Consider the following 13,869-nt stretch of genomic DNA (forward strand, 5'->3'; position numbering starts at 1 on the left):
TTGGCGATGACGGCTCCGAACCACGTAACAGTTGGCGGCGCCCCCGAGGGGTTTGACGCACAGCTTGTCTTGAACGAGATCGCGCGTTCGGGCGGGCCGGTCTGTCATGTCGCGCGTGATGACAAACGGATGGAGGCGATGCGCGCCGCGCTGGCGTTCTTTGCACCGGATATGCCGGTGTTTGCCTTCCCGGGTTGGGACTGTTTGCCTTACGACCGGGTGTCGCCCAATTCAGATATCGCAGCGGCGCGGGTGGCGACTTTGGCCGCGCTGGTACATCAGATGCCCGACCGGTTTGTGCTTCTGACGACGCTGAACGCTGCGACACAGCGGGTGCCTGCGCGTGAGGTTTTGCGTGAGGCTGCGTTCACCGCGCGTGTGAACCATCGCGTCGATGAAACCGCATTGCGGAATTTTCTGGTGCGCATGGGATTCATCCAAAGCCCGACGGTGATGGAGCCCGGCGACTATGCGATCCGCGGCGGCATCATCGACATCTTTCCTCCGGGTGAGTCTGGCCCCGTTCGTCTTGACTTGTTCGGTGACGTTCTGGACGGTGCACGCCGATTCGACCCGGTGTCTCAGCGCACGACCGAAAAGCTGGATTTGGTGGAATTGGCACCGGTCTCTGAGGTTATTCTGGACGACGCGGCCATCACGCGGTTCCGTCAGAATTATCGGATCGAATTCGGGGCGGCTGGTACCGACGATCCGCTTTACGAAGCCGTCAGCGCAGGGCGCAAGCATCAGGGGGTGGAACACTGGCTGCCTTTCTTCCATGAAAAACTGGAAACTCTGTTTGACTACCTGCCGGGGGCGACGATCTCGCTGGATGATCAGGTGACGCCCGCGCGGCTGGCGCGATGGGATTCCATTGAAGATCAATACGAGACACGTCGGTTGGCGCTGGAAAACCGCTCGCGCATGGATACGGTGTATAAACCTACACCGCCCGGTCTGCTTTATCTGGATGATACCGCCTGGGAACGGGCTGTGGGCGACCGGCGGGTGATGCAGTTCAGCCCTCTGCCACAGGCCAGTGGTCCCGGCGTGATAGACGCGGGCGGTCGGATCGGGCGGAACTTTGCTCCGGAACGGCAGCAGGAAAGCATCAGCCTGTTTGGTGCATTGGCTAGCCACATTACCGACAAGATGAACAAAGGGCCGGTTCTGATCGCGTCTTATTCTGAAGGTGCGCGTGAACGTCTAACCGGATTGATCGAGGACGAAGGCCTCGCCGAGGCGATCCCCGTCGCCAACGGCACTCGCATCGGTAAGCGCGGGTTGCATCTGGCAGTCTGGGCTTTGGAACACGGGTTCGAAACCCCCGACCTGACGGTGATCGCCGAACAGGACGTTCTGGGCGACCGCCTGATCCGCCAGCCCAAGAAACGCCGCAAGGCCGAGAACTTCCTGACCGAGACACAATCCCTCAGCCCCGGTGATCTGGTGGTGCATGTGGATCACGGTATCGGCCGCTATATGGGCATGGAGGTCGTCACGGCTGCGGGTGCGGCCCATGAATGCTTGCTGCTGGAATACGCCGAACAGTCCAAGCTATACCTGCCGGTCGAAAATATCGAATTACTGTCGAAATACGGCCATGACGAGGGGTTGTTGGATCGGCTGGGCGGCGGCGCATGGCAGGCCAAGAAAGCCAAGCTGAAAGAGCGTATCCGCGAGATGGCCGACCGGCTGATCCGCATTGCTGCCGAGCGCGCGCTGCGCAAAGCGCCGGTGATGGACCCGCCACCCCATGCCTGGGAGGAGTTCAGCGCCCGCTTTCCCTATCAGGAAACCGACGACCAGTTGCGCGCCATTTCAGAAGTTATGGAAGACATGCACTCGGGCGCGCCGATGGACCGCCTGATTTGTGGCGATGTTGGCTTTGGCAAGACCGAGGTCGCCATGCGCGCCGCCTTTGTCGCCGCGATGTCCGGGGTGCAGGTGGCGATCGTTGCTCCAACGACACTTCTGGCGCGCCAGCACGCGGCCTCGTTCAGGGAACGCTTCCGGGGTTTCCCGCTGGAGGTGCGGCAGCTGTCGCGGTTCGTGTCCGGCAAAGAGGCGCAGCAGACCCGCGACGGGCTGGCGCGCGGTACGGTGGATATCGTGATCGGCACCCATGCGCTCCTGGCAAAAGGGGTACGGTTCAACAATCTTGGCCTGCTGATCATCGACGAAGAGCAGCATTTTGGCGTCGGCCACAAAGAGCGCTTGAAACAATTGCGCAGCGACATACATGTGCTGACCCTGACGGCGACTCCGATCCCTCGGACGTTGCAACTGTCTTTGACGGGCGTGCGCGACCTGTCGATCATTGGAACACCCCCCATCGACCGTCTGGCCATCCGCACCTATGTCAGCGAGTTCGACGCGGTCACCATCCGCGAGGCGCTGCTGCGCGAACACTATCGCGGCGGGCAGAGTTTCTATGTGGTGCCACGCATCTCGGATTTGCCGGAAATCGAGGAGTTCCTCAAAGACCAGCTGCCGGAACTCACTTATATGGTCGCGCATGGTCAGATGGCGGCGGGCGAACTCGATGACCGGATGAACGCCTTCTATGACGGCAAATATGACGTTCTGCTTGCCACGACAATTGTGGAAAGCGGGCTGGATATTCCGACCGCGAACACGATGGTGGTGCATCGGTCCGACATGTTCGGGTTGGCGCAGCTCTATCAGATCCGGGGTCGGGTGGGGCGGTCGAAGACGCGCGCCTATGCCTATCTGACCACCAAGCCGCGCCAGAGACTGACGACCACGGCCGAGAAACGCCTGCGCGTTCTGGGCTCACTGGATACGCTGGGTGCTGGGTTCACGCTGGCCTCGCAGGATTTGGATATTCGCGGTGCAGGCAACCTGCTGGGCGAGGAACAGTCGGGTCAGATGCGCGACGTGGGGTATGAGCTCTATCAGTCGATGCTGGAAGAGGCGATTGCCAAGATCAAAGCGGGTGAGATGGAAGGGTTGTCGGATGCCGACGACCAATGGGCTCCGCAGATCAATCTGGGCGTGCCGGTCCTGATCCCGGAGGACTACGTGCCCGATCTGGACGTGCGATTGGGTCTGTATCGTCGCCTCTCGTCTCTCTCGACCAAGGTCGAGTTGGAAGGTTTCGCCGCCGAACTGATTGACCGGTTCGGCGCACTGCCGAAGGAAGTGAACACACTGATGTTGGTCGTTCGGATCAAAGCGATGTGCAAACGTGCCGGGATTGCCAAGCTGGACGGCGGGCCGAAAGGTGCGACGATCCAGTTCCACAACGACAAGTTTGCGTCCCCTCAGGGGTTGGTCGAGTTCATCCAGAACCAGCGTGGGCTGGCCAAGGTCAAGGACAACAAGATCGTTGTGCGCCGGGACTGGAAGAAGGACAGCGACAAGATCAAAGGCGCCTTTGCCATCGCCCGCGATCTGGCGGAAAAGGTCGTGGCCGAAAAGAAAAAGGCCAAGGTCTAGTCACCGGCCACAAAGGTGCAAAGCTGCCATTCGCCCGCGTCCGATTTCACGAACGCGGCGCGGTGGCCGACCATGGACCACAGAAAATCGCTGTGCATGTAGCCCTGGGTCCCGTCGGTCAGCACAACGCGTTGATAGTCCGCTGCGTCCACATAACTCGGGATGATGACGACCTCGTGGCTGATCAGGGCCAGTTTCGGCGCGCTCCGAACTGCTGCCTGGCGCAACGCCACATTCTGGCCGGTCACGTAGTAGGCCATGTATGGATCCAATGAGGCGGGCAGGGTGATCTGCCATTGATGCGGCATCCAGAACTCGCCCTCATCGTCGAAATAACCGGGCTGGGACAGGGTGTTTTCCAGATCGGCCCAATAGCCCTTGCGTAATTCGTCGGCGTTCTGCTGGTCCTGTTCCGGAAGGGTCGCAGGGTCGAGGGCCAAGTTCGCACGGAATTCTTCGGGGCCACCATTGCCGCCGTGGCTGAGATAGAGATCGGGGCATGTCGCGGCAATGACGCCTTCGGTATCCCGCGCAGCCACCATGGCGCGCAGTTCGTCCCGAAAGGCCACAAGGGTCGAGTCGCGGCCGGCCTGGTCAACCGGCGGAAAGGACTGGCGCTCGGCCAAAGCAGGGCCACAGATCAGAGCAGTCAGGAGCAGGGCGAATCTCATTCGGCGGCTCTCATCGCGGCCTGAGCGCAGAAACAGGATGCGCCAACGGCCCGGTCCGCGCGTGCTAACGCCAAATCCAAGCGTTGTCTAATTTGTTTGATTTCAACAGTTTCTCCGCGCGCCTTCAGGCGGTCGTGCAATCCCTTGAGGCTCCAGACGTTGTCCGGGTGAATGGATGCACGGCTGAGTGTGCCACCCAAACCCAGATCCTCGCGATAGACCGCTTCGGCCTCGGCCACGTGGCCCTGTTCGAACAGCAACGCCCCAAGCGCGTGGCGGGTCGGCTGCATCCATCCCCACGGCTCGTCATATGGGAGCGTGTCGTCCAGCTCGACCGAGCGGCGCAGGTGCTGGAACGCAATTTCATAATTTCCCTTGCGGTACTCGATCTCTCCGCGCAGCATTTCCAGAGCAATTTCAAGTAGATCAATGACGCGGTTGTTGTGCAGCAGGCGGGTCTCGGGCACGCGGCCCTTTGCGGCGAGGAACAGCTGTTCCTCGGCTTCCGCCTCGGCCACTTGACCTGTGGCAGCGTGAGCAATGGCGCGGGCATAGTGAGTGGTCGCGGTCACGGTGAGGTACAGATCCGGATCACTGGGCAATTCCAATGCCTTGGCTTTTTCCCACTGGCCGAAACGGATCAGGATATGCGGCCCCATGGACATGTAGCTTTCGAAATAATCCGCCATGGGCGGGCTTTCGATGCGAAGCATCTCTTCGGGCGTGGTATCCCACAGGCCCTGATTGGCGCGCAGAGCCGGTTCCATCTGGCCGAGGAACAGCGCGCCGTAGATGACGAAGTGATAGTTGTGCTGGCGATAGCCGGTGTAAATATTGAACGCGCCCTCGCGCTCATAATACTTCAGATCGGCCACGGTGGCCTTTTCGTTCCAGTAAACGACGTTGTGGTAATGGCCGCACAGTACGTCGATATGGGTGGGCATATGCACCAGATGGCCAGCGTCGGGCACCAGAGTTCGCAGCACATCGCCGGCCTTAAGCGCCTTTTCGGGGGTCGGTGACATCTCCATCAGATGGACATAGAGGTGCAACAGGCCAGGATGCGACATGGTAGCCGGGTCGTTGGCCATCGCGTCTTCCAGGGCTTTTTGAGCTTCCAGAGTTGCTGCGCCTTCGGCGGGCTGGCCTGTCTTGAGGTCCCACATTTTCCAGGGCGTCAGGTTCAGCAGTGCTTCGACGTAGATGGTGCGCAGGTCCAGTTGGTCGGGCTGTTCGGCAAAGGCGGCGCGCATGGCGTCGGCAAAGTCGTAGTCCCAACGGTGCATGTCGGGGGCAGGATCGCGCTGCGGATACCGGGCGGGTAGGGCTTGGATAAGTGCCCGTTCGACGGGAGTACAGGTCTCGACAAGAGCCAGCGCCTGTTGCGTGGCATCATAGGCCTGCGCCAGGGCTTTCTGCTGTCCGCGGTCGTCGCGCAATTCCCAGGGCAGGTTGTAGTTCGGGCCTGCCGCATAGGCGATGCCCCAATACGCCATGGCGCAATCAGGGTCTTGTTCGGCTGCGCGCTGGAAACAGACGACGGCTTCTTCGTGGTTGTACCCGTAGGTCCAGACCAGCCCCCGGTCGAACCATCGTTGAGCCTCGGATGAAGATGTCGTTACAGGACAGGAATGCGTACCCAAATCGTAATAGTCGCTCATTGAAAATCTCCCCTCGGATCAGGGGGAGATTAGCGCGATTCACGAAAGCTGCACAGATCAGGCGGGTAGTCTGTTTTCGATTCTGCCCATGTGCAGCATCAGACCAAAACCGGTCAGGCTCATGACCAGAATACCTGTGCTCAGGGGGGCAAGAGAGCCGTCGAACAATTGTCCGATGGGTGCTGCGATGGCTGCAGCCAGAACGGTTGAAACCGCACCGATGACGGAGGCCGCCATGCCAGCAATATGGCCCATCGGCTCCATCGCGATGGCGTTCAGGTTGCCCATGGTCATGCCCGCCATGAAGAATATCGAAGTCTGCCAGAAGACAAAAACCGCGAAGGACAGGTTGGCCGACAGGGGCATCATGTTCACAATAATGACGCCGGTCGTGACCACGATTTGCGCGCCCAGGGCCCAGGTCACAAGCCGCCGCATCCCAACATGGATCACCAGGGCCGCGTTCAACAGGCTGGCGGACCCGGCGATCAGCGCGACTACGCCAAACCAGAAAGGAAAGCTGTCGGCGCTGTCGTGGATCACATCGTAAACCGGCTGCACCATCGTCAGCATGGTGAACAGCATGCCTAGGCACAGGGTTTGCACGAAGATCGAAACGCGGACCGTCGGGTGCGTAAACATCTCGCGCGCGGCTGAGGCCATCAAAGGCAGACGCAGGGGTCTGCGGTTTTCAACCTTCAGTGACTCGGGCAGGCGTAAACCCATCCAGATGACAGTGATCAGCGAGAATAAGATGAAGGACACGAAAATCCCGCGCCATCCTACAAAGGCGATCATTCCTGCGCCCAGCATCGGCGCAACGGCCGGCACCAGCGTGAAAATCATCATGGCAATCGACACGATCCGCGCCATGACGCGCCCGGAATACAAATCCCGGATGATAGCCATCGCCACTACGCGCGGAGCCGCACAACCAAAGCCCTGAATCACACGTGCGATCAGCAAAAGTTCCAGCGAGGAACTGGCCCAGGCCACAGCCGCCGCTACAATATACAACACAGAGCCGGCATAGATGACGGGTTTGCGCCCGAAGGCGTCCGACAACGGGCCCATGAAAAACGTCCCGATGCCCATTCCCAGCACAAAGGATGTCAGGATCAATTGCGCCCGGTTGATGTCATCGGGGCTGAGCTGCGCTCCGATCTCGGGCAGGGCGGGCAGCATCGAGTCGATCGAAAACGCGATGGTCGCAAACATCATTGCGACAAGTGCAATGAATTCACCTCGGGACATACGATTGGCCATGGCGCCCTCCTGACCTGATCGCGCTATCACGACACGTCAGGCGGCGCTAGGTCTCAAATTGCACAGGTGTCTGTGCTAATTTGCAGGGGAAGCCTCAGATTGAGACATGATCTCGGCAATCACTTTTTCCCACATTTCAGGAGGTTGCGCGCCCGGAACAGCGTGTTGGTTGGCGACAATGAAGGTCGGCACCGAGGTCACGCCCATCTGGCGCGAATGCGTGTCGCGGGCGCGGATATCGTCGCGGTCGGCATCGGAGTTCAGCAGTTTCAGCACCACAGCAGCGTCCATGCCGACGCTGTCGGCGATGTCGGCCAGAACCTCGTGGTCACCGATGTCGCGGGCCTGCACGAAATACGCGTCGAACAGAGCGTCAACGACTGCGTTCTGTTTACCCTCAATCCCGGCCCAATGGATCAGGCGGTGCGCGTCCAGAGTATTGGGGGTGCGCTTCATGCCTTCAAAGTCGATGCTCAGGCCTGCATTCTCTGCATGTTCGACCACGGGCGCATAGGCGCGCACAGCGCCTTCTTTGCCACCGAACTTGCGCTCAAGATATTCCCGCCGGTCCATACCAGCCTCCGGCATTTCAGGGTTCAGCTGAAACGGATGCCATTCGATGACAAAGGGATGGTCCGGGATGGCAGCCAGCGCTTTATCCATATGGGTCTTGCCGATGTAGCACCACGGGCAGATCGGGTCGGACATGATGTCAAGTTTGACGGTCTGGGTCATTTGTTGGTCGCCTTGAAATAGGCCGGCAGCGCCCGGCGCAAAAGTTTACCGTTACCGCCGGTCGGCAATTCGGGCAGATGGATGAAAGCGCGCGGTTGTTTGTATCGCGCCAGATTGGCTTCCACATAGGATTGCAGGGTCGCCTCGTCCAGTTTTTCCGGCCCGGTATAGAAGGCGGCGATTACAAAGGTGTCCTGTTTAACCTCGACAGCCGCCGCACCCACTTGCGATATGCCGGGGTATCGGGACAGAGCGGCCTCGACCTCGACCGGTGAGACGCGATAGCCTCCGGCGTTCATCATTTCGTCGTCGCGGCCGAGATAGGTGATCTGCCCGTCGACGGCCATCGCGCCCTGATCACCGGTCAGAAACCAGTCGCCCTGCATGCGGGCCTTAGCCTCGTCCGGGGCGTTCAGATAGGTCAGCATCAGGCCGGGGTCGGATCGGTGGATCGCAATGGTGCCTTCCTGTCCCTGCGGGACAGGGCCGTCTTGTCCGAGGATCGCCACGCGGCGGCCGGGCTGAGGTTGGCCCAGTGCCTCGCCCCTCGCCGGGTGCGCGGGGCTGGAGGAAATGAAGGTCGAACACTCGGACATCCCATATGCCTCATACAGCTCGGTTCCGGTCCTTTCGGCCCATTGCGTGTGCAAATGCCGTGAGAGTTTTTCCCCGGCGCACAGGCTATGGCGCAGATCGGGTAAATCTATGTCGCCAGTTGTCTTGAGGATCTTGCGGAAAACACCGGGGGCTGCGGCAAAGATCGTTGCGCCGTGCCGGCGCAACAGCGCGGGCAGGCCGTTCGGGTCCGTGCCGGGCTCTGGAATCAGGGCGGTGGCGCCGATTGTCCAGGGATCCATCAATCCGGTGCCCAACGTGTAGGTCCAGTTGAAGGCCCCGGCGTGGCACAGGCGATCAGTCTCTTGCAGCCCGTACCAGCCATCCACCATCATCTGACGCGCCCATATGGCGCGATGCGCGTGCGCCACGGCGCGGGGTTTGCCGGATGTGCCCGAGGTATAGACGACATAAGCCAGCCTGTTCGGGTCGCCCAATTGAACCTCGGCCGGAGGCAGGTCACGCATTCGCGTCAACTCGGCCAGCTCGATCTGCAGCGGATGCGCGGCGCAGGCGACGGTTGGGTCCCTGAGTACGGCAGCGGGCTTCAATTCGTCAATCATCCGTGCCGTTTCCGGCTCAGTCAGTTGCGAAGATGTTGGCACAGGCACGATCCCCACCGAAATTGCCCCAAGATAGGCGATGGGAAAATCGACCGTGTTTCCCAACCGCATCAGCGCAATGTCGCCCGGTTTCAGCCCAGCTTGCAGCAATCCTGTGGCGGTCCCCAGGATGGCGGACTGAAGGTCGCGATACGACCAGTCATCCGCGCCGTCAGAGCGCAGAACCGACAGGGCGGTTTTGTCAGGGTTCTGGTTCGCGCGGCGCAATACATGCGCGGCCATATTGAACGGCGTGGGGCAGGCGGGGGGCGGACCCTGATCGAAAACAGAAAGCATGCCAACTGGCTAACGTGGTGTTTGGCGCGTTGCAAGCAGGGCAGGCTAAGCATATAGAGTTGCTCATGAGCACCCAAGACCAGCCATCCTTGATCCGCATCGCCCGCGACTCGGGCGACCATACAGAGCTTGAGCCGCTGGACCTGGGGGCGCGCGTCCGCCAGTTGCGCAAGGCACGGAACTGGACGTTGGAACAGGCTGCAACGCAAGCGGGTCTGGCGCGCTCGACGCTCAGCAAGATCGAGAACGGGCAGATGTCCCCGACCTATGACGCGCTGAAAAAGCTGGCAACCGGGCTCGAGATTTCGGTGCCTCAGCTTTTCACCCCGCCGCAGCGCGATCAGGTAATCGGGCGCATGGCCGTCACCCGTATGGGCGAAGGTACAGCCCACCCAACGGTGACGTATGAACACGAGTTGCTGGCCGAGACGCTGACGAAAAAGCAGATGCTGCCCTATCGCGCACGTGTGCGTGCGCGGTCAATGGACGAGTTTGAAGGCTGGGTACGCCACGACGGCGAGGAATTCCTGTATGTGCTGACCGGTGTCGTGCAACTGTATACCGAGTTCTACGAACCAGTTGAGATGCGTCGTGGCGACAGCGCCTACTACGACGGGAGCATGGGTCACAATGTGATCTCCGTCAGCGACGAAGATGCGACGATCCTCTGGGTAACGTCACTTACTTAATGCCCGGCTGAACTCGCGGTTCAAACCTTCGGTAAACAAAAAATCTTCAAGTTCTTCGTGCGCTTCATTCACGGTCAGGTGGTGGCGCTCGGCCAAATACGCTTCGAACCCCTTGCGATCTTTACTCAGCCGCACCTTGTCCTGATCGCGCAAATTCGGAAAACGCCGTTTCGCACGTGAATACATCGCGTCCCAGTCTTGCGTCAGGTCAGTCCAGTTCAACATCAGATAGCTTTCCGTAGTTCGGGTTTCACGGCTGCTCGCCCCTTATTTCAGGGTACGGAGGGTGCAGTGGACTTTGCGCATGACAAAATGTCGCACCGAGTTCAAGTTTACGTGGGGTCAAATGGGCCCGCTGCAGAAACCCGCAACGGGCCGACGGACCAGGGTTTGGAGTGAGTGGAGGCCGGTCCGCAAATTCTTGGCTTTCATCGTCGGAACGAATGCTATCCGACGAAATTAACAGCATTATTTCAGTCGGTCAGCAAGCCTGATTGTCAACAAGCTATATCGTGCAGGCGGCTTGCGTAAAGTCCCTTGTAGGAGTTTTTCGGATTTCGACTGAAATTAGGCCCTGATACTAATTGTGGCGGAATGGAATTTTCCGCCTACCAGATTTGGTGCAACTGTTGGTATGTGCCGAATTCCGCCGAAAAGTATGATCATACATTATGCAACAATCGGCATCCCAAAAAGCGGATAATTGAATGCGACCAGCCAACGGACACAGAGTCGACGGCCGAGGCGGCCAGCCCTAATCTCTCACTCTTCGTACCACCACATTTGCGGCATATATTCTGGTCCGTCTCCGTAAATTGGCAGAGTCTGGGGTTGCTTCAGTTCTTTCGCATGTGCAATGCGCCCGACATCAAAGCTCCAGATTGGTATGACATAACGCCCCGCGGTCAGAACACGATCCAGCGCACGAGTGGCGGCGACAAAATCTTCGTGGCTTTCCGAGGCGAGCATGGCGTCGATCAGACCATCCACAGCGGGTGAAGCGACCCCCATCAGGTTGCGTGTACCCGGAGTGTCCGCATTTTCGCTGCCCCAATACAGACGTTGCTCGTTGCCGGGCGACAGGGACAGGGCGCGCCGGAAGAACGTCATGTCAAAATCCAGCTCGGCGTTGCGACCGGTAAACTGGGCGCTGTCGACCTGTTCGGTGGTGACCTGAATCCCTAAACGCTCCAGCGCGCGGGAGTAGATTTCGATCGCCGTTTCACTTTCACTGTCACCCTGTTGGAGCAAGACATTGAGCGTGAAAGCCTCTCCATCCTGATTGCGCAGCACCCCATCCTGAATGGTCCAGCCGGAATCCGCCAGCAGCTTGCTTGCTTTTCTGAGGTTGGAACGGTTACGGGCCGATCCATCGCCTTCGGGCAGGGTATATCCTTCAAGCGCACCAGCGGGCAGGTCATCTGCATAGGGCAACAGTAGTTCTTCGACACGGCCGGTGGCTGGCCCGGGCTGCATGGCAAGGTCCGAGCCAGAGAAATAAGACGTGATCCGTGGCTGGGCGCTGCCGGTGATCGTGTCATTGATGAATTCGTAATTGAACGCCAGAAGCAACGCCTCACGCACGCGCCAGTCGTCGAATGGCGCCTTGCGAGTGTTCATGACGAAACCGGTCATGCCCGAGGGTTTGCCATGCGGGATCTCGGTCTTAACCACATCTCCGCGCTGAACAGCCGGGAAGTTGTACTGGGTTTCCCATTTGTCAGCGTTGAATTCGCGCACGGCCGCCAGCTCTCCGGCCTTGAAGGCTTCGAACAGAACAGTCCCGTCGCCATAGAATTCAATCCGTATCTCATCCAGGTTCATGGTGCCCCGGCGGAAGGGGACATCGATCCCCCAATACTCCGGATTGCGGCGCAGGTTCACGTAACGCCCGGCCTCGTAACTGTCGACTACATAGGGGCCAGTGCCAATAGGAATGTCGTGCAGAGCGGCGTTGGCGAAATCCTTTCCGTCCCACTGGGCTTTCTGCAGGATCGGGCGAAGGCCGGCGATCAGGGCGAGTTCTCGGTCGGGCTCGTTGAAGGTGATCCGGACCGAACGCGGCCCAGTTTGTTCGATACTGTCGATCTTGGTCCATAGCCCGCGATAGCGCAGGTGTCCTTCGGTACCCAAAGTCTCATACGACCAGATGACATCGTCTACTGTTACCGGAGTGCCGTCTGAAAACCGGGCGTCTTCGCGCAGGGTAAATTCGACCCAAGACCGGTCCGGCGCAGTCTCAACCGATTCGGCTAACAACCCGTAAAGAGTGAAAGGTTCGTCCCAGGACCGGCCCATCAGACTTTCATGGGTCCAGAATCTCAGCTGCCACGGAGAGGTGCCTTTTTGCACAAAAGGGTTCAAACTGTTATAGCCGCCGGTATTTCCGAAAACGACTTTGCCGCCTTTGGGTGCGTCTGGGTTGGCGTAGGGCAGAGACACAAAATCCGGTGGTAGGGCAGGGTCGCCGTACATAGCTATGCCATGAGCCGATTCTGCATGGGCGATTGTGGCGGCAAAAACGGAAGTGATTCCCGCGATCAGAGAACGAACGGGACGTAGAAAATCGGGGCGCATTTTGGAAACAATCCTGCTCTGGCCTTATTTTGTTGGGATTCACCGTACCGATGATTTTTCTTATTATCAAACTTTTAGCTTGGACGAAGGCGAGGAATTGCGTATAAAGGACGCACTGCTCGATAGGTTTCTTGCCTGTATGAAACCTGCCTCAATAACTTAACGCCCGCTTCGTGCGGGCGTTTTTTTTGGCTCATTTCCTCCTGAATGCAAAACACGGGTGTTTCCCGTTTTCTTTGCAGATGCAGCATGGCACTGTGTGGCCAAAGCGGAATTTGAGGGAGAGAGCTCATGAGCCTGTCAGGAAAAACAGCAATTATCACCGGGTCGAATTCAGGTATTGGACTGGGTGTAGCGAAGGAATTGGCGAAAGCCGGGGCCGACCTGGTTCTGAATTCTTTTACCGACCGGGACGAGGATCACGCTCTGGCCGCCGAGATTGCGCAAGAGACCGGAACCAAGGCACGCTACATCAAGGCGGACATGTCCAAAGGCGAGGAATGCCGAGCACTGATTGAGCAGGCAGGCGCCTGCGATATTCTGGTGAACAATGCGGGCATTCAGCACGTCGCGCCCATCGATCAGTTTCCGGTCGACAAGTGGGACGCGATCATCGCGATCAACATGAACTCTGCCTACCACACCATGGCGGCTGCTCTGCCGATGATGCGTGCAGCCGGTTGGGGACGGATCGTCAATATCGCCTCGGCGCACGGTCTGACGGCATCTCCGTTCAAGGCAGCTTATATCGCGGCGAAACACGGGGTGGTGGGGATGACAAAGACCGTTGCGCTGGAAACCGCGCAGGAGCCGATCACCTGTAATGCGATCTGCCCGGGTTACGTGCTGACGCCTCTGGTCGAAGCCCAAATCCCGGACACGATGAAGGAATACAACATGAGCCGCGAGGACGTGATCAAAAACGTCATGCTGGAACGGCAGCCTTCAAAAGAGTTTGCCACGGTCGAACAACTGGGCGGCACCACTGTCTTTTTATGCTCAGATGCAGCAGCACAGATCACCGGGACAACAATTTCGGTGGATGGGGGCTGGACGGCATTATGATTGTTCACGATTGTCCGTAGGAAGGCATTGTATATAAATGGCGAAGACGGTTTTTCGCTACTTCAAGCTTGTTGAGCCGAAAGCTCAAGACTCACCATGCTTGCAGTACTTTCGGTTCTCAAAAGACGGGAGGATGTTGGACTGTATTAGTTACTACGCTCTTCTCCCTTTTGCGGGATTTAGGCTCCCAAAGCTTCAGAGAATCAATGAAGACCACCATGGCAACTTG

The 13,869-nt window shown here is 58.9% G+C and carries 10 protein-coding genes; 3 read left to right on the plus strand and 7 right to left on the minus strand.

Going from position 1 to position 13,869, the window contains the following annotated elements; translation table 11 throughout:
• Positions 1-6: 6 nt before the first annotated feature.
• Positions 7-3,462, plus strand: a complete 3,456-nt coding sequence (gene mfd, locus GOX66_RS03735; protein WP_170759726.1) for a transcription-repair coupling factor — start codon at positions 7-9, stop codon at positions 3,460-3,462.
• On the opposite strand, the gene GOX66_RS03740 is transcribed toward mfd, so the two are convergent.
• The 5 genes from GOX66_RS03740 to GOX66_RS03760 form a co-directional block, all read right to left on the minus strand.
• Entirely contained in the window at positions 3,459-4,133 is a 675-nt protein-coding gene (locus GOX66_RS03740; protein ID WP_170759728.1) for an SH3 domain-containing protein, read from the minus strand. The two genes, mfd and GOX66_RS03740, sit on opposite strands and share 4 nt — an antisense overlap.
• The gene (locus GOX66_RS03745) at positions 4,130-5,794 is read right to left on the minus strand and encodes a tetratricopeptide repeat protein (RefSeq protein WP_170759729.1); all 1,665 of its coding nucleotides are present in this window, start codon (positions 5,792-5,794) and stop codon (positions 4,130-4,132) included. The genes GOX66_RS03740 and GOX66_RS03745 overlap by 4 nt, the downstream gene beginning before the upstream one ends.
• Before the next feature lie 57 nt (positions 5,795-5,851).
• Entirely contained in the window at positions 5,852-7,060 is a 1,209-nt protein-coding gene (locus GOX66_RS03750; RefSeq protein ID WP_170759731.1) for a multidrug effflux MFS transporter, read from the minus strand.
• 75 nt (positions 7,061-7,135) lie between these two features.
• Positions 7,136-7,795, minus strand: a complete 660-nt coding sequence (locus GOX66_RS03755; RefSeq protein WP_170759733.1) for a DsbA family oxidoreductase — start codon at positions 7,793-7,795, stop codon at positions 7,136-7,138.
• The gene (locus tag GOX66_RS03760) at positions 7,792-9,309 is read right to left on the minus strand and encodes a class I adenylate-forming enzyme family protein (protein WP_170759734.1); all 1,518 of its coding nucleotides are present in this window, start codon (positions 9,307-9,309) and stop codon (positions 7,792-7,794) included. Before GOX66_RS03760 ends, GOX66_RS03755 begins: the two co-directional genes overlap by 4 nt.
• A gap of 65 nt (positions 9,310-9,374) precedes the next feature.
• Between GOX66_RS03760 and GOX66_RS03765 the strand changes: the two genes are divergently transcribed.
• Positions 9,375-9,998 carry a helix-turn-helix domain-containing protein gene (locus tag GOX66_RS03765; RefSeq protein WP_170759736.1) on the plus strand — a complete coding sequence of 208 codons (624 nt, stop codon included), beginning with the start codon at positions 9,375-9,377 and terminating at the stop codon, positions 9,996-9,998.
• Here GOX66_RS03765 and GOX66_RS03770 read toward each other — a convergent pair.
• On the minus strand, positions 9,987-10,223 hold the full coding sequence (locus tag GOX66_RS03770; protein ID WP_170759737.1) for a hypothetical protein: 237 nt from the start codon (positions 10,221-10,223) through the stop codon (positions 9,987-9,989). The genes GOX66_RS03765 and GOX66_RS03770 overlap by 12 nt on opposite strands.
• A 537-nt stretch (positions 10,224-10,760) precedes the next feature.
• The gene (locus GOX66_RS03775) at positions 10,761-12,575 is read right to left on the minus strand and encodes an extracellular solute-binding protein (RefSeq protein WP_170759739.1); all 1,815 of its coding nucleotides are present in this window, start codon (positions 12,573-12,575) and stop codon (positions 10,761-10,763) included.
• Between the two features lie 291 nt (positions 12,576-12,866).
• On the opposite strand from GOX66_RS03775, the gene GOX66_RS03780 reads away from it, so the two are divergent.
• Entirely contained in the window at positions 12,867-13,640 is a 774-nt protein-coding gene (locus GOX66_RS03780) for a 3-hydroxybutyrate dehydrogenase (RefSeq protein WP_170759741.1), read from the plus strand.
• Positions 13,641-13,869 lie beyond the last annotated feature (229 nt).

This window comes from Ruegeria lacuscaerulensis (assembly GCF_013031245.1).
In the GTDB taxonomy this organism is placed as follows: Bacteria; Pseudomonadota; Alphaproteobacteria; order Rhodobacterales; family Rhodobacteraceae; genus Ruegeria; species Ruegeria lacuscaerulensis_C.